The following is a 22509-nucleotide window of genomic DNA, read 5'->3' as shown; positions in this document are numbered from 1 at the left end:
TGGGGTGATGATGTGAATGAGGACACAAGGACGGAGATGACCGCAGACAGGATCCTACCGGATATCCCCCTCACCGGACTGACGGCTGACAGCCGCCAGGTCCGGCCAGGATACCTGTTTGCCGCAATTCCGGGCACCGTCGCTGACGGTGCCGCCTTCATTTCTGACGCCGTGGCAAAAGGTGCCGTGGCGGTACTGGCCCCGCCGGGCATTTCCGCCGGTCAAGTCGGGGCCAATGTGACCCTGATCACGGATGCAAATCCCCGTCGTCGTCTGGCCCGAATGGCCGCGGCATTCTATGGCCCGCAACCCGATACGATTGTTGGTGTGACAGGCACCAGCGGCAAAAGCTCAGTCGCAGGGTTCACCCGCCAGATATGGGCCGCGACTGGCCTGAAGTCGGCCAGCGTCGGTACCCTGGGCATTGAAGGGCCCGGCTATACGGGCAGCGAAGGGCTGACGACCCCTGACGCAACCGACCTGCACCGCGAACTGGCTGAAATGGCAAGGGCCGATATTGACCATGTGGCGATGGAAGCGTCCAGCCACGGCCTGGATCAATATCGACTGGATGGCGTCCGGTTCAGCGCAGCGGCCTTCACAAATTTAAGCCATGAGCATCTGGATTATCACCCAACCATGGAAGCCTATCGCCAGGCCAAGATGCGCCTGTTCGAAGACTTGCTGACACGCGGCGGCAGTTGCATCGTCAATACGGCTTCCGCAGAGCACGACCATATCGCCGCCATCGCTCAGGAGCGCGGATTGCGCATGCTGTCCTATGGCTTGGTCAATGGTTCAATCCGCTGCATAGATGCGATTGAAGGCCGCGGCGGCTATGCCCTGACGCTGGATGTGATGGGCGACCGGGTAAAAGTCGATTTTCCCCTGCCCGGCAAATTCCAACTGGAAAACGCCCTTGCTGCCTTGGGCCTGGTCATCGCCACAGGCACCGATGGTCGCCGCGCCGCCCAAATGCTGTCCCGCCTGGAAGGTGTGCGGGGGCGCATGCAACTGGCTGGAACCCGTCACAATGGCGCGCGGATCTTCGTTGACTACGCCCATAAGGCAGAAGCGCTTAAGACCGTCCTGAACACCCTTCGGCCCTTCGTGAAAGGTCGTTTGGTGGTGGTGTTTGGCTGTGGTGGCGACCGTGATCGGGGTAAACGGTCGGTCATGGGCAAATATGCTGCGGAATATGCCGATCAGGTGATTGTCACCGATGATAACCCCCGCACGGAAAATGCCGCCGCGATCCGCGCAGAAGTCATGCAGGGCTGTCCCGATGCCACCGAAATCGGTGATCGGGCCGTTGCCATTGCGCAAGCCGTGTCTGGTTTGACCGGTGACGACATTCTGCTGATTGCAGGCAAGGGCCATGAGACTGGCCAGAAGATCGGCACGACGATACATCCTTTCGACGATGTGGTTCAGGCGAAGACGGCAATAGCCCTTTCTGATGGCACGGCAGCGGGAGGGGGCGTATGAGCAACCAACCAATCCTGTGGACGTCTGAAACCGCCCATGCCGCCTTAAAAGCGCGATCCAACGCAAAATGGGTTACGACCGGTGTCTCCATCGACAGCCGCGCCGTCGCGCCAGGGGATCTGTTCATCGCCCTGAAAGGTCCGAACCATGATGCCCATGATCATATCGCCCAGGCGATTGCTGAAGGGGCCGTCGCTGCAATCGTAAATGCTGATTGGGCACAGGGCCAATCCTTGAATTTCCCCCATCTGATCGTCCCCGACACGATGCAGGCCTTGATAGACCTGGCCCGGTTCAAGCGGGACACGACGCAAGCCAAGGTCATCGGTATTACCGGCAGCGTTGGAAAAACCGGCACGAAAGAAGCGCTGGCCGCCGCTTTGGCAAAGATTGGCGAGACCCACAAGACAATGGGCAATCTTAACAATCACATCGGCCTGCCTTTGACTCTGGCGCGCCTGCCCGATACGGCGCGGTTTGCCGTCCTGGAAATGGGGATGAACCATTCCGGTGAAATCGATGTGCTGTCCCGTCTGGGTCGCCCTGATGTGGCGATCATCACGACGGTCGAAGCCGTGCATCTGGAATTCTTCAAAGGAATTGAAGACATTGCAGATGCAAAGGCAGAAATCTTCAGCGGCATGAATGCACAGGGAACTGCAATCCTGTTTCGTGACAGTCCGGTTTTTGACCAGTTACGGGACCGTGCAGAAACATCAGGCATTCGAAAGATCCTGACCTTTGGCGCGCATATGGATGCCACTATCCGCCTGATCGACAAATCCCTGCATTCAGCCTGCAGCGCAGCGACCGTCCAGATCAATGACAAGACCCTGGACTATTGTCTGGGGGCACCCGGTTTGCACTGGGTCATGAACAGTCTGGCCGTTCTGGGGGCGATTAAGGCCCTGGGCGAGGACCTGATTGCAGCCAGTGCCACATTTTCTGACATCCGCGCGCCGCGCGGTCGCGGGGCCTATCGCCAGATCACACTGTCCAATGGCGGCAGTTTCGGCCTGATCGATGAAAGCTATAATGCAAGCCCTGCCTCCGTCCGTGCCGCTATTGCCGTATTAGGCGGAACACATCCAAAAGACGGTGGACGCCGCATCGCCGTTCTAGGCGACATGCGAGAGTTGGGTGCGGCTGGACCAGACCTGCATGCGGCCCTGACCAAAGACCTGCAACAGGCAGACATCGATCTTGTTTTCTGCTGTGGCCCGTTGATGAAATCGCTGTGGGCTAAATTGCCCCCGGCGCAACGCGGCAGCTATGCCGAAATTTCCACCGATCTTGTTGATCCTATCTGTGCCGCCCTGAAGGCCGGGGACATTGTCACGGTCAAAGGATCCCTGGGCACAAATATGGCCCCAATCATTCGCGCACTGGATATGCTGGGCGCGGAAACCAGCCGGGCCGCAATCGCCCAGGCTGCAGGAGGATAATTCTATGCTCTACACCCTCCTGGCCCCGTTTGCCGATACCTTTCCCGGCATCAACCTGTTCCGGTACCTGACCTTTCGCACGGGTGGCGCGATCATGACGGCTTTGCTGATCAGTTTCCTGATCGGCCCAACGGTTATTCGCTGGCTAAAGTCAAAACAGCGCGGATCCAGCAATATTCGCGAAGACGTGCCTGAAGGCCATCTGGTGAAGGCGGGAACGCCAACAATGGGCGGCTTTCTGATCCTGGTCGCATTGGTTCTTTCCACCCTGCTATGGGCTGATATCAAGAACCATTATGTCTGGATCGTCCTGCTGGTGACGGTTGGCTTTGGCGCTATCGGGTTTGCCGATGATTTTCTGAAACTGACCAAGCGCAATTCCAAAGGGCTGCCTGGCAAGATGAAACTGTTGGCGCAGTTCATTATCGGAACTGCAGCCGCCTTGTGGTTTATGTCCGTGACCAACGAACCCTTATCAAGCGGCCTGGCGATCCCCTTCCTGAAGGATACATTGATCAACCTATCCTGGTTCTTCCTGCCTTTCGCCTTGTTTGTCATGATCGGGGCGTCCAATTCAGTGAACCTGACCGACGGGCTGGACGGGCTGGCTATTGTACCGGTCATGATTGCAGCAGGATGCTTCGGCTTTATCGCTTACCTGGTCGGAAACACTGTTTATGCCGGCTATCTGGGCATCCACTATGTTGAAGGCAGTGGCGAACTGGCGGTTTTCTGTGGCGCCGTTCTGGGCGCAGGCCTGGGCTTTCTGTGGTTCAATGCGCCTCCGGCCATGGTCTTCATGGGCGATACAGGATCCCTATCTTTGGGCGGCGCATTGGGGGCAATCTCCATCGTCACCAAACATGAAATCGTATTGGCTATCATCGGTGGCCTGTTCGTGCTGGAGACCGTGTCGGTGATTGTTCAGGTGGCCAGCTTCAAGATGACCGGCAAGCGCGTCTTCGCCATGGCGCCGTTGCACCATCACTTTGAAAAAAAGGGCTGGAAAGAGCCGACCATCGTGATCCGGTTCTGGATCATCGCCGCCATCCTGGCCCTGGTCGGCCTTGCCACCCTGAAACTGCGGTGAGGCAATGACACACAGACCTGACATTCGCCCGCTGACCCTGTTTGCTGACAAGCCCGTCTATGTCGTCGGGCTTGGTGCGTCTGGCATGGCCGCCGCACACGGTCTGCGTGCCGGTGGCGCGAAGGTGTTGTGCTGGGACGACAATCAGGCGACCCGCGATACGGCCACAGCGCAGGGATTTAACATCGATGATCCGGCAACCTCTTCCCGCCTGGAAGAGGCAGCCGCGCTGGTACTGGCACCAGGCATCCCCCTGACCCATCCAGCCCCCCATCCTGCCGTATTGGCCGCACAGACAGCCGGTATTGAGATTCTGGGGGATATTGAACTGTTGTTCCGGGCACAGCCGAAAGCGCGCTATGTCGGGATCACCGGGACGAATGGCAAATCCACCACCACGGCCCTGGTCGGGCATATCCTGCGCCAGGGCGGTGTGGATGTTGCAATTGGCGGTAATCTCGGAATTCCCGCCCTTACCCTGCCGAATGCCGCCGTCTATGTGCTAGAAATGTCCTCTTATCAACTGGAGCTGACTCCCAGCGCCATGTTCGATATTGCAGTCCTGTTGAATATCACACCCGACCATTTGGACCGCCATGGTGATCTGAACGGATATATTCAGGCTAAGATGCGCATCCTGCGACCACGCGACGCTGACAGTTTGGCAATTATCGGAATTGATGAGCCGCACAGCGGCAGCATCGCAGACCAATTGATGAAAGATGGGCGCGCAATCAGCCGCATCGCGCATACGACCCAGCCTGTGGCGGATATGATCGATGACGGGCAATGCCCTGCCCTGGCGGGTGATCACGGCAAGCAGAATGCCGCCGCAGCCTTCGCCATCGCCCAGGCGCTGGGCCTGTCACAGGAAAGCATCCTGGAAGGCCTGCGCAGCTTTCCTGGTCTGGCCCATCGCCAGGAGCGAATTGCAACACTGGATGGCGTCACATTTATCAATGATTCCAAGGCCACCAATGCGGAATCCGCTGCCCGCGCCCTGTCGGCTTTTGATGGGATCTACTGGATCGCCGGCGGCAAGGGCAAGGATGGCGGTTATGGCGCACTGGACGCCTATCTGACCCGCGTGCGCCATGCCTTCCTGATTGGGGATGCCGCGGCAACCATGGCCGATTGGATCGGCAATCGCGTCCCGACAACTCTTTCCGGCACGCTGGAAACCGCGATTGGTGCTGCCTTTCAAATGGCCCGTACAGAACCGTCCGCTGGACCGGTTATTCTGTCGCCCGCCTGTGCATCCTTTGATCAATTTAAGAATTTTGAGGTCCGGGGCGATGCCTTCCGTGACCTTGTGCTAGCGCTTCCTGCCAATTCCCGCACGGTTTTCTCAACAAGGGAGGCCGCGTGATGGCCATCGCACGTAATGATACTTCTGTCTTGGGTCGCTGGTGGTGGACCGTGGATCGGTGGACACTGGCCGCCCTGCTGACGCTGGCATTGCTGGGCCTGTTGATGACCCTGTCCGCCAGTCCCTCCGTGGCGGAACGCATTGGCGCGGACCCAATGCATTTTGTGCGCAAACAGGCGATCCTGTTGATCCCATCCCTATTGGCAATGATCGGCGTTTCCCTGATGGATCCCCGCGCCATTCGTCGCCTGGCCCTGTTGATGCTGGGCGGTTCCATCGTCCTTTTGGTCGCAACCCTTTTCATCGGCGCAGAAATCAAGGGCGCGACCCGATGGGTCTCCCTGGGCGGATTTACGGTACAGCCGTCAGAATTTGTAAAGCCCGCCTTCGCAATCATCGCTGGCTGGATGTTCGCCTCTCAACGGATGGGGGAAACGATGCCCGGCTATGCGTTTGCCGGGCTTCTTTACCTGCTGGTGGTCAGCCTGTTGCTCTTGCAGCCCGATGTCGGACAGGCCGCCGTTGTGACCGCGATCTTTGGGGTGCAATTTTTCCTGGCTGGCCTGCCGATGATTCTGGTGATCATCATGGTCCTGGGGGGCATTGGCATGCTGGTCAGCGCCTATTTCGTCTTTCCCCATGTGCAGAGCCGAATTGACCGCTTTCTGGATCCCGCTGCGGGAGACACTTTCCAGATCGATAAAGCCCGGGAAGCTTTTATGAATGGTGGCCTGTTTGGACGCGGCCCCGGTGAAGGCATTGCCAAGGCGAACCTGCCCGACAGTCATGCGGATTTCGTGTTCGCCGTTGCAGGTGAGGAATTGGGCCTGATCGCCTGTTTGATCATTGTCGGTATCTTTGCCTTCATCGTATTGCGGGGCTTCTCTCGGGTGCTGCAAGACAATGACCTGTTCGTCGTCGTCGCTGCGACGGGTCTTTTGGTCCAGTTCGGCTTGCAGGCACTGATCAATATGGCCTCCACCCTAAGCTTGATTCCAACCAAAGGTATGACGCTGCCGTTCCTGTCCTATGGCGGATCGTCCTTACTGGCATTGGGGATTGGTATGGGAATGCTGCTGGCCCTGACACGAAAGCGACCGGGGGTGCTGTCATGACATCCGATACCCCATTGATCGTTCTGGCGACTGGCGGCACAGGCGGGCATGTTTTCCCGGCCCAGGCACTGGCCGAAGAATTAAAGAAACGCGGCAATCGCCTGGCCCTGATCACGGACCGGCGTGGCGATGCCTATTCAGGACCCTTAGGGGAATTGGATGCCCATACGATCAGTGCCGCGGGTGTTTCCGGAAAAGGCCTGATTGCACGGGGTATGGCGGCCTTTCAATTGCTGATCGGATATTTTCAGGCCCGGTCCCTGCTGTTGCAGATGAAACCATCCGTCGTCGTAGGCTTTGGTGGTTATCCAAGCGTCCCCACGATGATGGCGGCCAGTCACCTTGGCATTCGCACTGCCATTCATGAACAAAATGCCGTCCTGGGCCGCGCCAACCGCCTGATGGCGTCGCGCGTCGACAAGATTGCGCTCAGTTTCGATGAAACGGATGGATTGCGCCCCAAGGATCAGGACAAGGCGCTGCGCACCGGTAATCCCGTTCGCCCGGAAATCGCCGCCCTGTCCGGGCGTCCGTTTACACCGCCGGGCCCGCAAGACCGCCTGAACATATTGGTCGTGGGGGGCAGCCAGGGCGCGCAGATTTTGGGGGAGGCCGTTCCCGCTGCCCTGACCGGATTATCCCAGGATTTGCGCAATCGCCTGTCTGTCGAACAACAGACCCGCGCAGAGCAATTGGATGCTGTAAAGGCTGCCTATCAATCGGCTGGCATTCGTGCCGATGTGCGCAGCTTCTTTGACGATATGCCCGAACGCCTGGCGCGGGCGCATTTGATAATCGGGCGCGCAGGGGCGTCGACCATGGCGGAAGTCGCGACCGTCGGCCTGCCCGCCATCCTGATCCCCTATGCCTATGCGATTGATGATCATCAGGCAGCCAATGCGGCCCGGCTCAGCGATGCAGGCGGTGGATGGGCTATTCCCCAGATGGATGTAACAGCCGCCGATTTAGGGCGCCGATTAGAGCAATTATTGGCCAACCCCTCCGTGTTAAGCGCCGCCGCACAGGCTTCGGCACGAACCGGCATTCCAGACGCAACGGTTCGACTGGCAAATCTTGTTGAAAGCCTGGCGACGGGCGAAGGCAGTGTTGGCGCGGTTCGGGCCGGAAATGCCAGAAAGGAAGCCGCATAATGCAAATTCCACTCTCCCTTGGTCGTTTGCACTTTGTCGGGATTGGCGGCATTGGCATGTCTGGCATTGCAGAAGTCATGCACAATCTGGGCTATGCCGTATCCGGCTCTGATATGGCAGAAAATGCCAATGTTCTGCGCCTGCGCGGCCTGGGCATCGATGTGAAGATTGGACACCTGGCGGAAAATGTTGCTGGCGCAGCCGTGGTTGTCGTCTCCACCGCCGTTAAGCGTGAAAACCCTGAAGTCGCCGCCGCCCGCGCAGCCTTGATCCCGGTCGTGCGTCGCGCGGAAATGCTGGCGGAAATCATGCGCCTTAAATGGTCCATTGCGGTAGGCGGCACCCATGGCAAAACCACAACCACCTCTTTGGTCGCGCAAATGCTGGACAGCGCCAAAATGGACCCGACCGTCATCAATGGCGGCATCATCAATGCCTATGGCACGAATGCCCGCCTGGGTCAGGGCGACTGGGTTGTCGCCGAAGCGGATGAAAGTGACGGGACCTTTGTAAAACTGCCCGCCACGATTGCGATTGTGACCAATATTGATCCCGAGCATATGGATCATTACGGGACATTCGATGCCTTGCGCGATGCGTTCCGGACCTTTGTCCAGAACATCCCCTTCTATGGATTTGCCGCGCTGTGCCTGGACCATCCAGAAGTCCAAGCCTTGATCGGGCGCATCGAAGACCGTCGTATCATCACCTATGGCTTCAGCCCGCAAGCGGAAATTCGCGCGGTAAAGGCCCAGCCTGGACCAGATGGATATGACCTTACCGTCGAAATTTCTCCCCGTACCGGTAACAAGCGGCAGATACCCGATATCCACCTGCCGATGCATGGTGACCACAATGTTAAGAACGCCTTGGCGGCGATTGCTGTTGCGGTAGAAATGGGCCTGTCGGATGACACAATCCGCAAGGGGCTGGCGGATTTTACCGGCGTTAAGCGTCGTTTCACTAAAACCGGCACCTGGAATGACATCGCCATCATTGATGATTACGGTCATCACCCTGTGGAAATCGCAGCGGTCCTTAAAGCGGCACGACAAGCAACCACCCACAACGTTATCGCGGTCGTTCAGCCGCACCGCTATACACGGCTGCATGATCTGTTCGAAGATTTCTGCACCTGTTTCAACGATGCAGACAGCGTGCTGGTCGCGCCGGTCTATACCGCAGGCGAAAACCCTATTGAAGGCGCAGACCGGGACCATCTAATCGAGGGCCTGCGCGCACGCGGCCACCGGTCCGTCGCTGGGATTGAGGGGGAGGACGACCTGCCCGCCGCGATCCGCAACCTGGCAAAGCCCGGCGATATGGTGATCTGCCTGGGGGCGGGTTCCATTACCTATTGGGCCAATGCGCTGCCGACAAAATTGGCGGGGGGTGCATGATGATGGCGCTGCGCACCGATCCATTTGGTGACGACCTGATCAGCCGCCTGCCCAGCACAACCGGGCGACTGAGCGAAGGCAGCCTACTGTCCAAAGTCACCTGGTTCCGTGTCGGGGGCCCTGCGGAGGTTCTGTACAAGCCCGCCGATCAGTCGGACCTGCAAACTTTCCTGGCCGCCCTGCCCAAAGATATTCCGGTAACCCCGATTGGGGTTGGTTCCAATCTGTTGGTCCGCGACGGCGGCGTCGCTGGCATTGTTTTGCGTCTGGGCGGAGCTTTTGCCGACATCACCGTAGAGGGAAATGAAATCGAAGTCGGCGCAGCTGCCCTGGATGCCAATATTGCAAAAACCGCCGCCAATGCCGGATTGACCGGCCTGGAATTCTATTCCGGTATTCCTGGCACGATTGGCGGGGCCCTGCGTATGAATGCGGGGGCTTATGGCACTGAAACCAAGGATGTTCTGATCTGGGCGGAAGCACTGGATCGTTCAGGAACCCTGCATCGCCTCAGCGCAGATGAAATGGGCTTTAGCTATCGCCATTCCAGCATTGATGACGACTGGATCTTCGTGCGCGCCCGCTATCGCGCGTCCCCCGGTGATAAAACTGAAATCCTTGCCAAGATGGCGGAAATTCAAGAAAACCGCAGCGCCAGCCAACCGATCCGCAGCCGCACCGGTGGCTCCACCTTCCGCAATCCCCCCAATGGCAAGGCCTGGCAGACGATTGATGCTGCGGGTTGCCGGGGCTTGGTCTGGGGCGGCGCGATGGTATCAGAACAACACTGCAATTTCCTGATCAATACCGGCACCGCCACTGCGGCAGACCTGGAAGGGCTGGGCGAAGAAGTGCGCCGCCGGGTGAAAGACAGTCAAGGCATTGACCTGACCTGGGAAATCAAACGGATCGGGAGGACCGCATCATGACAAAGAAAGTGACGGTCCTGATGGGCGGTTGGTCGGCAGAGCGGGATGTGTCTTTGGTTTCTGGCACAGACTGCGCCAATGCATTGGAACGCGCAGGCTATGATGTCACCCGTGTGGACATCGCGCGCGATATTGGTTCGATCGTGAAGGCCTTGGACCCCCGTCCCGATGTGGTGTTCAACGCCCTGCATGGTCGCTGGGGTGAAGATGGTACGATCCAGGGATTGCTGGATATCATGGCCATTCCCTATACCCATTCCGGACGCGTCGCCTCCACTTTGGCGATGAGCAAGCCACTGTCGATCCAACTGTTCCGCGATGCCGGTCTGCCGACGGCCAATCATGTGACAATGCCAATCGAAAACCTGCGTGCGGGTGTTGATCCCCTGCCGCGCCCCTATGTGGTGAAACCCGCACATGAAGGATCCTCAGTTGGTGTCTATATCGTTGAAGAGGGCAGCAACGGTCCAGACTTCGGTAACTGGAAATACGGCCTGGCCATGGTCGAAGACTATATCCCCGGCCAAGAACTGACCGTCGGTGTTATGGGCGGCAAGGCCATGGGTGTTACGGAACTTCGTCCGCTCAGCGGCTTCTACAGTTACGAAGCGAAATACACCGATGGTAAGACCGAGCATCTGTGCCCGGCGCCAATCTCGGACAGTCTGGCACAGAGTTGCATGGATATCGCAGAGCGCGCCCATATTGCTTTGGGCTGTCGCGGCGTCAGTCGGTCTGATTTTCGATACGATGCAACGACGGAACGATTGGTGATTTTGGAAACCAATACCCAGCCCGGTATGGCCCCACTGAGCCTTGTACCCGAGCAGGCGCGGCATATTGGCATGAGTTTTGAAGAGCTGGTCACATGGATGGTGGAGAACGCGGAATGCGATTCATGACACGGGGCAAGAAACCAAAGGGACGCGCCGCAAAGGCGACGCCAGCCCGGCGTCGCGGCGAAGCTGCGAAGCAACGCACACGGCGCATCGATCATGATCGCCTGAAGCGGGGGCTCAGATTTGGCGCAGTCGCAGCGATGGCACTGATGCTGGTCGGCGGCAGCGCCACCGCCTGGCATTTGAACCTGCCTGGACAGGTTGCAGCTTGGGCGGAAGCGAAAACAATGAACGCGACGGCCTCTATGGGTCTGGCGGTAAAAGAGGTCTATGTTATCGGTCGTCAGGAAACCGCACGGGAAGATCTGCTGACCGCGCTTAACATTCACGTTGGCGACCCTATTCTGGGGTTCAGCCCACAGGCGGTCAAACAGCGTGTTGAACAATTGGGATGGGTGAAATCAGCAGAAATTCGCCGCACCCTGCCCGGCATTGTCGTCGTGAAAATCGAAGAACGCCGCGCGGTGGCCATCTGGCAACATGAAGATGAGTTCGTGCTGATCGACAGCGAAGGGATAACCATTGGCGCAAAGGATGTGCATCGCCATGGTCATCTGAAAGTCGTCGTGGGTCCAGACGCACCGGAACATGCGATGGACCTGTTAAATATGTTGGCGCAGGAGCCAGAACTTGATGACCGTGTAATTGCCGCTGTGCGCATTGGCGCGCGTCGATGGAATCTGCGCCTCAGTGGCGATATCGATGTAAGCCTGCCGGAAGAAAATGCGGCAAAAGCCTGGCAACAACTGGCGATTTACCAGCGGGACCATGAAATTCTATCGCGCGCGATCCAGGAAATCGATCTGCGCAACATCGATCGCATGACCCTGGAATTGACGGAACCCGCCTTGCAAGAGGTTAGCGGACGCAACTTGGGTGAACAGACATAGCCTTTTAAAACACACGACCGACTGGCTCAGGAAAGTATATGGCATCCGGCCCAATGCCGGGGGATCAGGGTAAGGAAGAACGAAAGTGGCAACGCGCAAACTAACGGCTTTAGACATTGGATCTACCAAGATTTGCTGTTTTATCGCGGAAGTCTCGGAAGCGGGACGTATTCGCGTCACGGGGATGAGCCACCAGCAATCCGCCGGGCTGAAAGGCGGCATGGTGGTCGATATGGAAAGCGCTTACCGCGCCATCCTGTCTGCCGTGCATTCCGCCGAACAAATGGCCGGGACGACGATTGAAGACGTGGTCTTGTCCATCAATGGTGCGCGCCCCCACAGCACGACCCTGACGCGGGAAATGCAAATCGGTGGTGGCGCGATTCGCGATCCTGATATTTCAAGACTTTTGCAGGAAGCCCGTGAAAGCGTCGCTCTACAGGACCGGATGTTGCTGCACGCCATCCCAATCGGTTATTCCGTCGATGGCGGTCCATTGCTGAAAGAGCCACGCTCGATGCATGCCCAGACCGTGGGCGTTAAAATGCATGTGGTCACAGCGAATGAAAGTGCCGTTCAGAATTTGGTGAACTGTGTCGCGCGTTGTCACTTGACCGTATCCGATTTCGCTCTTGCCCCCTATGCCGCGGGTTTGTCCGCGCTGGTCGAAGATGAAAAGGACCTGGGCGCTACCGTGATCGACATGGGCGGCGGCACGACCAGCTTCAGCGTCTTTTATGAAGGGGCGGCGGTTTATGGGGACTGCATCCCGGTTGGGGGTCAGCATGTGACATCCGACATTGCACGGGGTCTATCAACCACCCTGCAACAGGCAGAGCGGTTGAAAACCCTGTATGGTTCCTGCCAACCCGCACCGTCGGATGATCGGGAATTGATCGATGCGCCGCGTATTGGAGAGGAAGATGACACCTCTCCGAATCGGGTTCCCCGCAGTTTTCTGGTGTCCATCATTGCACCGCGGCTGGAAGAGACCTTCGAATTGGTGCGCAAACGCATGGAAGCGTCCGGGGCCAATGGCATGGCGGGTCAACGGGTCGTCCTGACCGGCGGGGCCAGCCAATTGCCAGGTGTTCGGGAAATGGCCGGACGGATCCTGAACAAACAGGTGCGTCACGGGCGCCCTTTGAAAGTTTCAGGTCTTGCGGAAGCGACCGGCGGCCCCGCTTTTGCGACCGCTGCAGGCCTTTTGCACTTCGCCGTAGACGATTGTGGGGAGGCCCGGGGCAGCACCTCTCAATCAACTGCGAATCAGAATGGACTCTTTGCCCATATAGGAAAGTGGTTTAGTGGCTTTTAAGCAACACTCAAACAAAAAAATGCAAATTCTGTCCGAAAATGCACCTGAAAAACGGTCCTTTTTCGGCGAATCACGTGAGACTCGCCTCAGCTGTCGCGTTTCACGAATCCAGTACGGCTGTTAGACACCATCGCTCGAAGGAGGCGAATATGAGCATTAACTTCCAAGCACCCCAGACGGATGCTGATCTTAAGCCGCGGATCGTGGTCGTAGGCGTCGGTGGCGCCGGTGGCAACGCCGTCAATAATATGATTCGCTCCAACCTGGAGGGCGTCGAATTCGTCGTCGCCAACACGGATGCGCAAGCCCTCAAACACTCGCAGGCGGATCTGAAAATCCAACTTGGCGCGACCTTAACGCAAGGTCTTGGCGCCGGGGCCCGCCCGGAAGTCGGCCGCGAAGCTGCCGAAGAATCCATGGCCGATGCGATGGAACATCTGGCCGGGGCCAATATGGTCTTCATCACCGCCGGTATGGGCGGTGGCACTGGAACTGGTGCCGCACCTGTTCTGGCCGAGGCCTGCCGCGATCATGGTATGCTGACGGTGGGTGTTGTCACCAAGCCCTTCCATTTCGAAGGCGCGCACCGCATGCGCGCCGCCGAACAGGGCATCGAAGAACTGCAACAATTCGTTGATACGCTGATCATCATTCCAAACCAGAACCTGTTCCGTGTCGCCAATGAAAAGACGACCTTTGCCGATGCCTTTAAAATGGCAGACGATGTTCTGTATTCAGGCGTTCGCGGCGTCACCGACCTGATGGTCATGCCGGGCCTGATCAATCTGGACTTCGCCGATATTCGCACGGTAATGAGCGAAATGGGCAAGGCAATGATGGGAACGGGCGAAGCGGAAGGCGACAACCGCGCCATCATGGCCGCGGAAAGCGCGATTTCCAATCCGCTGCTGGAAGATGTGTCGATGGCCGGCGCGCGGGGCGTGCTGATCAACATCACCGGCGGTCCGGACATGACCTTGTTCGAAGTCGACGAAGCTGCAAACCGTATCCGGGAAGAAGTGGATTCGGACGCAAATATCATCTTTGGCTCGACCTTTGATGAAAATCTGCAAGGCATCATGCGCGTTTCCGTGGTCGCAACCGGCATTGAATCCGAATCCGCTCAAATGCCACGTCCACAGTCCAAGGCAACGGTTTCCCCGCTGCGCCCTCGCCATGTGGCCCCTGTTGCTGAAGAAGCCCCTGTTGAAGAAATCGCACAGGTTACAGCGGCAGAACAGGACGATATTGCCGCCCACAGCGATAATGCCGCCTATGACCAGGACACCTATGATCACGACGACGCAGAGGTGGATCCTTATGCCGATACAATGGCACAGGAATCTGACGTCGCAACCGAAACGGCAGCCGCTGACGATAATGCATATCTGGAGGAAGACCTTCCAGAACCGGCCCTGTTCGATGCCCCTGCAGCAAAAGCCCCGGAAGCGGCACCTGCGATGCAGGCAAAAGAGACGGCACAGACCACGCCTCAGGCGGCTCCTCAGGCCGCCCCTCAAGCGGTTCGCCCTAAGGATGCCTTCATTCCACCACGCCCTGTTCGCCCGGAAGAACTGAACCGTCGCGCAACAGAACGGAATGCGGAACCATTTCGCGAAGCCGACCTGATGAATGCGGGAGAGCACGCTGGAAAACCGAAAGAAAAGCAAAGCCTTTTCAGCCGCGTTACTGGCTTGGGTTTGAACCACACCGCCAAAGCGGCCCCGGCAAAGCCAAGTGAACCATCGCTTGTCCGATCCGAACGGACATCGCCGACGCCAGCCCCGGCCCCACAGCAGCAGGCCCCAACCCCAATGCAACGCCCCGCTGCGGCCCCTCAGGCGCAGTCTCACCCTGTGGAAAAAGATCTGGCGCCGTCCAAGGCGGAAGAGGAAATGCTTGAAATTCCAGCCTTTTTGCGCCGTCAGGCAAATTAACAAATATCGCATCCAGCGCCTGTAATAGGGGGCTGGATGCGTTAGATTTACCCCCTTGCATAAAAATTCCGGCCGCGACCAATAACAGGCGCGGCCGGAAATCTGTCTGGTCCCTGATCTTGTGTGGTACAAATCTTGCTCACACAAATTCTAGACGGAGCATCCTTGAAACAATACCCGTAACTGGCTAGAAGAATGCGCTGTGGAAGGAGCAAAAAAGCCAAACAAATCAAGCTGATATTTCTTCCGGATAGAAACAGAACAATGCAACAAAATGTAACACTAGTTGATTTGAGGCTTTGAGAGCACAGTGCTATCCATCGAACATACCGATCACCTGAGTTTAGCGTAGGCTTATTCGCTGCGGGGAGATGGGTGAAGAATACTGAAATAAATGTTTGGGCACCGTCGGAAACCCAACACACGAGATAGATAAGGCCGGTGATAAGAATGTTGGATGGTATGAGCGACCTGATGGAAGCGTCCACCCGCTCGGTAACGACCGGGTTGTTACAGCGGACGCTGAAGGCACCGATCCATTGCAATGGCATCGGCCTTCATTCTGGGTCGACCATCAATATGACGCTTGTCCCCGCTGATCCCAATACGGGCATTCTGTTCCGTCGCATCGATCTGAAAAATGGCGCCCGGGATATTCGTGCCCGGTATGACGCCGTTGTCGATACACGCATGTGCACCACAATCGCCAACGATCATCATGGGTCGGTGGCAACGGTCGAACATTTGATGGCGGCACTGGCTGGTTGTGGTGTCGATAATGTGGTGGTTGAACTGGATGGACCAGAAGTGCCGGTTATGGATGGCAGTTCAGAACCGTTCGTCTTCCTGATTGAATGCGCCGGTGTGGTTGAACAGGCTGCCGAACGCTCCGTCTTGCGGATCAAGCGTCCGGTCGCTGTTGAAAATGGTCTATGCACGGCTGCGCTGGAACCGGGTCATCGCTTCACCATGGCAATGGGGATCGATTTTGACAGCCGCGCCATCGGTCGCCAGGATATTTTCCTGGAAATCAGCGATTTGACCTTCAAACGGGAATTATCCCAGGCCCGTACATTTGGCTTTCTGCACGAGGTAGAGGCCATGCGTGCGGCAGGTCTGGCGCGCGGCGGCAGCCTGGACAATGCCGTTGTGATTGATGGTGATTCGATCATGAATACGGATGGTCTGCGCTTTGATGATGAATTTGTCCGTCACAAGGCCCTGGACTGTGTCGGCGATCTGGCCCTGGCTGGTGCCCCGATCCTGGGCCATTTCAAGGGACGCCGCACGGGTCACGATTTGAACAATCGCCTGCTGCGGGCTGTTTTCTCAGATGCGGATAATTATGAACTGGTTCCCAGTTCATCCGTACTGACCAGCCTTTAATCCAATTCCGCATCCTGGTTCTTGATATGGCGCTAATCGGTCGCAGATTATCGCTATTGGCGTTTTGATCCCCCGCCCGGAATGCTATAGTCTGTGCGTTCGTTCCCACTGCAGAAATGAGCGGTCCCGATGCGTCTGAGAGAATTCATCTCACCCAATCGTCTGATTCTGTCCATCGCGGCCTTGATGCTGCTGGCATTGACGGCCTGTTCCGATGAAGAACCGGTCTATGTCGAACGTCCGGTTGAAGAATTGTACAACGAAGCCATGGACATGCTGGAGGTGCAAAACTATACCGGCGCCGTTGCTTCCTTTGAAGAAGTCGACCGTCAGCACCCCTATTCGGTTTGGGCGACCAAGGCACAGTTGATGTCAGCCTATGTGAATTACCGCGCCGATAAATATGACGAGGCGATCATCGCCCTGGACCGGTTCATAGACCTTCACCCCGGAAACCGTGACATTGGATATGCCTATTACCTGCGGGCAATTTCCTATTATGAACAGATTGTCGATGTTGGTCGCGACCAAAAAATCACCCGTCTCGCCCTGGACTCATTACAGGATGTCGTGCGCCGTTTCCCAAATTCTGAATATGCGCGCGACGCACAATTAAAAATCGATCTGGCGCGGGATCATCTGGCCGGCAAGGAAATGTCCGTTGGCCGATATTATCAACGCCAGGGGGAATATCTGGCCGCGATTAACCGGTTCACCACCACGATCCGGGACTATGAAACAACAACCCATGTACCCGAAGCCCTGCACCGGCTGGTCGAAAGCTATGTCGCCCTGGGTATCCGGCCGGAGGCTGAGCGCACCGCATCGGTTTTGGGGTATAACTTCCCGGGCAGCGACTGGTATTCAGACTCCTATGCGCTGCTGGAAGGAAAAAATTTGGATAAGCCGGAAGACAATTCCTGGCTGAGCTGGACCTGGTCCTGGATCTTTTAGAACGGCGCGCCATGCTGACGAGTCTAACCATCCGAGATATCGTTTTAATCGATAAACTTCGGCTGAGTTTTTCCAGCGGCTTGTCTGTCCTGACGGGCGAGACCGGGGCGGGTAAATCTATTCTTCTGGACTCACTGGGCCTTGCACTGGGCCGCCGATCAGAAGCCAAGCTGGTGCGCCCTGGGGCCGAACGCGCGTCCGTTACCGCAGAATTTGACCTGCCCCCTGATCATGCCGTCCACGCCCTGCTTCAGGAAAACGATCTTCCCAATGAAGACCGACTGCTGCTGCGTCGCACTGTATCCGCAGATGGGCGCAGCAAGGCCTTTATAAATGACGAGCCGGTTGGCATCGCCCTTTTGAAGCAAATCGGGGAGAGACTGGTTGAGGTGCAGGGGCAATTTGACCAGCACGGCTTAATGGACCCAAACACCCATATAGACCTGCTGGATGCCTATGGCCGCCTGACGATGGAACGCGAGGCCGTCGCCCGACACTATACCGCCTGGCAGGCGGCCCGAAAGGCGTTGGACCGCGCCAAGGCCGCTGCGGAAGCAGCACGACAGGAAGAAGACTATCTGCGGTTTGCGGCAGATGAATTGGACAAGCTGGCCCCCCAGCAGGGCGAAGAGGAAGAACTGTCTGAAAACCGCAGCATGATGCAAAATGCAGAACGCCTGACTGAGGCGATCACCAGTGCGGTTGAGTATCTGACCGGTCCCAAAGGGGCTGATCAAGGCCTGCGCCAGGCCCAGCGGGCACTGGATCGCATGGCGGACAAGATGGGCGAGCAACTGAATGATCCGCTTTCGGGGCTGGAACGGGCATCTGTAGAAGTGGCTGAGGTCATCGCGACGCTGAACCGCATTGGATCGCAATTGAATGCTGATTCCACGACATTGGAGAATATTGAGGAACGGCTGTTCGCCCTGCGCGATGTGGCGCGCAAGCATAATGTCCCCGTCGATGACTTGGCGCGCCTGCGGGATGATTTCTTTGAACGCATCGCCCTGATCGATGCGGGGGAAGAGAAACTGGCTGACCTGACGGAAAAGGCTGATCGTGCCCGTGCCGATTATGAAAAAGCTGCGGAGATCTTGAGCATTAAACGCCGCGCTGCTGCGGAAAAGCTGGATGCCGCCGTCAATGCGGAACTTCCGCCCCTGCGCCTGGAACGTGCAAGGTTCACCACTGAAATTGTCGAACTGGAGCCATCCCGCTGGGGGGCTGCGGGCCGCGACAGAACAGGATTCACGGTGACAACCAATCCCGGCATGCCGGGGGGACCCCTGGACAAGATCGCATCGGGGGGTGAGTTAAGCCGGTTTCTTCTGGCGATTAAAGTCGCCCTGGCAGAGGTTGGGACCGTACCGACCCTGGTCTTTGATGAGGTCGATGCAGGCGTCGGCGGGGCAACTGCTGCCGCCGTTGGTCTACGCCTTGGACGATTGGCGGAGCGCCTTCAGGTCCTGGTCGTGACCCATTCCCCGCAGGTCGCGGCCAAGGGTGCGGCCCATTGGCGGGTCGCCAAGGCGACCGCAGAAGATGGGCGCGCTGCCACATCGGTCGACAGTCTGGACCCGCATCACCGCCGGGAGGAACTGGCCCGCATGCTGTCCGGGGCGGAAGTCACCGACGAGGCCCGCGCTGCAGCGGACCGATTGATGGAAGAGACCCATCCATGAGCCAACAAAAGGACGTGTCTGAGCTGACTGAACGGGAAGCACGCGCGGAACTGGCCCGCCTTGCGATGGAAATCGCCTATCATGATGCGCGGTATCACAAGGAAGACGCACCGGAAATCACCGATGCGGATTATGATGCCCTGCGCCGCCGCAATGATGCGATAGAGGCGCAGTTTCCGGAACTGGTGCGCAAAGACAGCCCTTCCCTGAAAGTCGGGGGCGGGCTGAAATCCGGCTTTGGTAAAATCCGCCATGTGAAGCCGATGCTGTCCCTGGGCAATGCCTTTTCAGAACCGGATGTCGCCGAATTCCTGTCCCGCGTGCGCCGGTTTCTGGGCCTTGGCGATGCGGAAGAGCTTGCCATACTGGCAGAACCAAAGATCGACGGCCTGTCTGCGTCGCTGCGCTATGAAAAGGGGCGTTTGATCTATGCCGCAACGCGCGGCGATGGCACAGAGGGCGAAGATGTTACCGCCAATATGCGCACCCTGGCCGATGTGCCCGAAACCCTGGCGGGCAGTGACTGGCCGGACGTTCTGGAAGTGCGCGGTGAAGTCTATATGCGCAAGGATGAGTTTTTGGCCCTGAACGAACGACAGGAAGCGGCGGGCAATAAGACCTTCGCCAATCCCCGCAATGCCGCTGCCGGGTCCCTGCGCCAGTTGGATCCATCCATCACGAAACAGCGGCCCCTGCACTTCTTTGGCTATGCCTGGGGGGATTTGTCGGAACCGCTGGGGCCAACGCAATCGCAATCCAGAGACCGCCTGAAACAGCTGGGGTTCACATTAAACCATCCAACAACCCTATGCCACAGCCTGGATGACATCATGGATCATTACCGGCTGATCGAACATCAGCGGGGCGAACTGCCCTTCGATATTGATGGGGTGGTCTATAAGGTCGATCGGCTGGATTGGCAGGAACGCCTGGGTCAGGTCAGTCGCGCGCCACGCTGGGCCATTGCGCATAAATTTGCCGCAGAAAAAGCGGAAACAGTGATTGAAGAAATCACCATCCAGGTCGGTCGCACCGGGGCATTGACGCCTGTTGCAAATCTTAAACCCGTCACGGTCGGGGGCGTCGTGGTATCGCGGGCGACCTTGCACAATCATGACGAAATCACCCGATTGGGCGTGAAAGCGGGCGACACGGTGCGCATCCAGCGGGCGGGTGATGTGATCCCCCAAGTATTGGAAGTGACCGCCGATGGCGGCGGCGCGCCCTTCGAATTCCCGACCCATTGCCCGGTCTGCAACAGCGAGGTGGAACGCGAAGCGGGTGAAGTCGTCTATCGCTGCACCGGTGGGCTGATCTGTGATGCCCAAGCCGTTGAGCGCCTGAAGCATTTCGTCAGCCGAGACGCCTTTGACATTGAAGGTCTGGGCACCAAAAGCATTGAGGAATTCTGGGGCGAAGGCCTGATCAAGGAACCTGCGGATATCTTTAAGCTGGTGGCCTATCGCGATACCATTCTGGGGCGGGAAGGATGGAAGGAGAAATCCGTTTCCAACCTTTTCAATGCAATACAAAGCCGCCAGGAAATCCCCCTGGACCGGTTCCTGTTCGCCCTGGGCATTCGTCACATTGGTCAGACCACGGCCAAACTGTTGGCGCGCAGCTACACGTCCTTTACCGCATGGCGTGACGCAATGCAGGCCGTAGCATCCGAACGCAAGGCCAAGCCTGATGAGAAAAAGCCAGATCTGATCGGCCCACATTATGCCGAACTGGTAGCCATTGATACCGTTGGCATGGCCGCAGCAGACAGCCTGTCGGCCTTTTTTAATGAGGCCCATAACATCACCGTGCTGGACAACCTGGTTGCCGAACTTCACATCACCGATGTAGACGCCCCCCAGGCAGGCAATTCCCCCATCGCCGGAAAAACCGTCGTCTTTACGGGTTCCTTGGAAAAGATGAGCCGGGGGGAAGCCAAGGCGCGGGCGGAATCCCTGGGCGCAAAGGTCTCCGGGTCTGTGTCCAAAAAAACGGACTATGTGGTGATCGGTGCAGATGCCGGGTCCAAGGCAAAAAAGGCACAAGAACTGGGAGTAACCATCCTCAGTGAGGAAGAATGGCTGTCCCTGATCGACCAAACACCCCCCCTGGTATCAGAAGCACCAGAAGCCTCCGGCAGCCCGCAAGGAACCCTATTGTGACCCAATGGTCCATCCGCCTGCTGTATGCCCTAACGTTCTGTATCACGCTCACCACCACGGGCGCATATGCGCAAAATTGGAGCATCCTGGAATATGATAAGGACGGCAAAGTCACAGGGGTAAGGGAAGGGACGGACGATACACAAAGACCCAATGGCCTGGGTGAAGAAAGCCAGCGCGCAATTGAGCCAGGTGAAATCCTTGTGGTTGACCCGACAGACACGGATCTGGCTGCTATGGAATCTGCCGGTTTCAAACTGATGCGCAAAGACACCCTGTCAGGGCTTGAAATGATCCTTGCCCAATTCAAAATTCCAGAAGCAATGAGCGTACCCGACGCACTGGAATATTTTGCACGGCAATTCCCAAATTTGACAGTTGGAACAAATGACCTGATGGATTTGTCCGGCGGCGCGCGGGTGCAAACAGCGCAAGCATTTGATTATTCACGCAATCTGTCGGGATGGGGCATCGTTCCAGACACATGCGGGAAAGGCATTGTACTGGGCCAGATCGATGGCTTCGTGGACGAAAACCATCCCGCATTACGCGGTAAGAACCTGGTCTATAAAAGCTTCCTGAAATCTGGCCGCCTGCCAGCGGCGGAAAATCATGGGACCGCCGTCGCGATCCTGTTGATTGGGCGCAAACTCCCCAACTATGGTGGTGGCCTTTTGCCCGGTGCGAAACTGTATGCGGCCAATATATTTGAGCGTCGCAACGGCAAGGATGTTGGTAACCTTGCCGCCATGATCCGTGCCGTCGATTGGCTGGTTACACAAGGGGTGCAGGTCGCCAATTTATCGATTGCCGGTCAGGATAACGTCATCATGCGATTGGCGATCAAGCGTTCATTGGAAAAAGGCATACTGTTGGTTGCCGCCGCTGGCAATAATGGGGCGGGTGCGCCCCCTGCCTGGCCCGCCGCCCATCCTGATACGTTCTCGGTCACAGCGATTGATGATTCGATGCATCTGTATCAATTTGCCAATCAGGGAAAGTATATCGATTTTGCTGCACCGGGTGTGAATATACCAACCGACACCCCAAACGGGCTGATGGCCCAAAGCGGCACATCCTTTGCCGCACCCTTTATAACCGCCATGGTGGGCCTACATTTAAAGGCCGGGTTCAAATTGGACCCGGACCTTATTCGCCGCAGCATGCAGCGCTATTCGACCGATCTTGGGTTAGCCGGAAAGGATGACCTGTTCGGCTGGGGTCTGGTGCGGTTGCGCCCAGCCTGCTGATTGGGGCCTGCTGATTGGGAAATAGCCCCCAAATTGCCTAA

At 57.5% G+C, this 22509-nt stretch carries 17 protein-coding genes; all 17 read left to right on the top strand.

All coding sequences use genetic code 11. The features are described 5' to 3' along the window. Positions 1-36 precede the first annotated feature (36 nt). The 17 genes from ACOSDR_RS01575 (at position 37) to ACOSDR_RS01495 (ending at position 22468) form a co-directional block, all read left to right on the top strand. Entirely contained in the window at positions 37-1488 is a 1452-nt protein-coding gene (locus tag ACOSDR_RS01575; RefSeq protein WP_420723072.1) for a UDP-N-acetylmuramoyl-L-alanyl-D-glutamate--2,6-diaminopimelate ligase, read from the top strand. Next, a complete protein-coding gene (locus ACOSDR_RS01570) occupies positions 1485-2933 on the top strand; it encodes a UDP-N-acetylmuramoylalanyl-D-glutamyl-2,6-diaminopimelate--D-alanyl-D-alanine ligase (protein WP_420723071.1) in 1449 nt (482 codons plus the stop codon). The genes ACOSDR_RS01575 and ACOSDR_RS01570 overlap by 4 nt, the downstream gene beginning before the upstream one ends. Positions 2934-2937: 4 nt before the next feature. Continuing rightward, a complete protein-coding gene (gene mraY, locus ACOSDR_RS01565) occupies positions 2938-4023 on the top strand; it encodes a phospho-N-acetylmuramoyl-pentapeptide-transferase (RefSeq protein WP_420723070.1) in 1086 nt (361 codons plus the stop codon). Positions 4024-4027: 4 nt separating this feature from the next. Next, positions 4028-5392, top strand: coding sequence for a UDP-N-acetylmuramoyl-L-alanine--D-glutamate ligase (murD, locus tag ACOSDR_RS01560; RefSeq protein ID WP_420730201.1), 1365 nt, complete (start codon positions 4028-4030; stop codon positions 5390-5392). Next, positions 5392-6507 (top strand): putative lipid II flippase FtsW, encoded by a 1116-nt coding sequence (ftsW, locus tag ACOSDR_RS01555; protein ID WP_420723068.1) that lies wholly within the window; start codon positions 5392-5394, stop codon positions 6505-6507. Before murD ends, ftsW begins: the two co-directional genes overlap by 1 nt. Next, complete coding sequence (murG, locus tag ACOSDR_RS01550; protein WP_420730200.1) at positions 6504-7658, top strand: undecaprenyldiphospho-muramoylpentapeptide beta-N-acetylglucosaminyltransferase; 1155 nt, start codon at positions 6504-6506, stop codon at positions 7656-7658. The genes ftsW and murG overlap by 4 nt, the downstream gene beginning before the upstream one ends. Continuing rightward, positions 7655-9058, top strand: a complete 1404-nt coding sequence (gene murC / locus ACOSDR_RS01545; protein ID WP_420730479.1) for a UDP-N-acetylmuramate--L-alanine ligase — start codon at positions 7655-7657, stop codon at positions 9056-9058. The genes murG and murC overlap by 4 nt, the downstream gene beginning before the upstream one ends. Continuing rightward, the gene (gene murB, locus ACOSDR_RS01540; RefSeq protein WP_420730199.1) at positions 9055-9987 is read left to right on the top strand and encodes a UDP-N-acetylmuramate dehydrogenase; all 933 of its coding nucleotides are present in this window, start codon (positions 9055-9057) and stop codon (positions 9985-9987) included. The genes murC and murB overlap by 4 nt, the downstream gene beginning before the upstream one ends. Further along, complete coding sequence (locus ACOSDR_RS01535; RefSeq protein WP_420730198.1) at positions 9984-10889, top strand: D-alanine--D-alanine ligase; 906 nt, start codon at positions 9984-9986, stop codon at positions 10887-10889. Before murB ends, ACOSDR_RS01535 begins: the two co-directional genes overlap by 4 nt. After that, complete coding sequence (locus ACOSDR_RS01530) at positions 10877-11776, top strand: cell division protein FtsQ/DivIB (protein WP_420730197.1); 900 nt, start codon at positions 10877-10879, stop codon at positions 11774-11776. The genes ACOSDR_RS01535 and ACOSDR_RS01530 overlap by 13 nt, the downstream gene beginning before the upstream one ends. A gap of 85 nt (positions 11777-11861) precedes the next feature. Further along, entirely contained in the window at positions 11862-13094 is a 1233-nt protein-coding gene (gene ftsA, locus ACOSDR_RS01525) for a cell division protein FtsA (RefSeq protein ID WP_420730196.1), read from the top strand. A gap of 149 nt (positions 13095-13243) precedes the next feature. Then, positions 13244-15031 carry a cell division protein FtsZ gene (gene ftsZ / locus ACOSDR_RS01520; RefSeq protein ID WP_420730195.1) on the top strand — a complete coding sequence of 596 codons (1788 nt, stop codon included), beginning with the start codon at positions 13244-13246 and terminating at the stop codon, positions 15029-15031. Positions 15032-15493: 462 nt separating this feature from the next. After that, positions 15494-16417, top strand: coding sequence for a UDP-3-O-acyl-N-acetylglucosamine deacetylase (gene lpxC, locus ACOSDR_RS01515; protein WP_420723060.1), 924 nt, complete (start codon positions 15494-15496; stop codon positions 16415-16417). 129 nt (positions 16418-16546) lie between these two features. Beyond that, on the top strand, positions 16547-17371 hold the full coding sequence (locus ACOSDR_RS01510) for an outer membrane protein assembly factor BamD (RefSeq protein ID WP_420723059.1): 825 nt from the start codon (positions 16547-16549) through the stop codon (positions 17369-17371). An 11-nt stretch (positions 17372-17382) separates the two neighbouring features. After that, entirely contained in the window at positions 17383-19056 is a 1674-nt protein-coding gene (gene recN, locus ACOSDR_RS01505; protein WP_420723058.1) for a DNA repair protein RecN, read from the top strand. Beyond that, a complete protein-coding gene (gene ligA, locus ACOSDR_RS01500) occupies positions 19053-21218 on the top strand; it encodes an NAD-dependent DNA ligase LigA (RefSeq protein WP_420723057.1) in 2166 nt (721 codons plus the stop codon). Before recN ends, ligA begins: the two co-directional genes overlap by 4 nt. Continuing rightward, a complete protein-coding gene (locus ACOSDR_RS01495; protein ID WP_420723056.1) occupies positions 21215-22468 on the top strand; it encodes a S8 family serine peptidase in 1254 nt (417 codons plus the stop codon). Before ligA ends, ACOSDR_RS01495 begins: the two co-directional genes overlap by 4 nt. Positions 22469-22509 lie beyond the last annotated feature (41 nt).

The sequence above is a fragment of the Hwanghaeella sp. 1Z406 genome (assembly GCF_048892425.1).
GTDB lineage: Bacteria > Pseudomonadota > Alphaproteobacteria > UBA8366 > Aestuariispiraceae > Pacificispira.
Note: the sequence above shows the minus strand (reverse complement) of the source record. Positions and strands in the feature narration are given on the sequence as shown.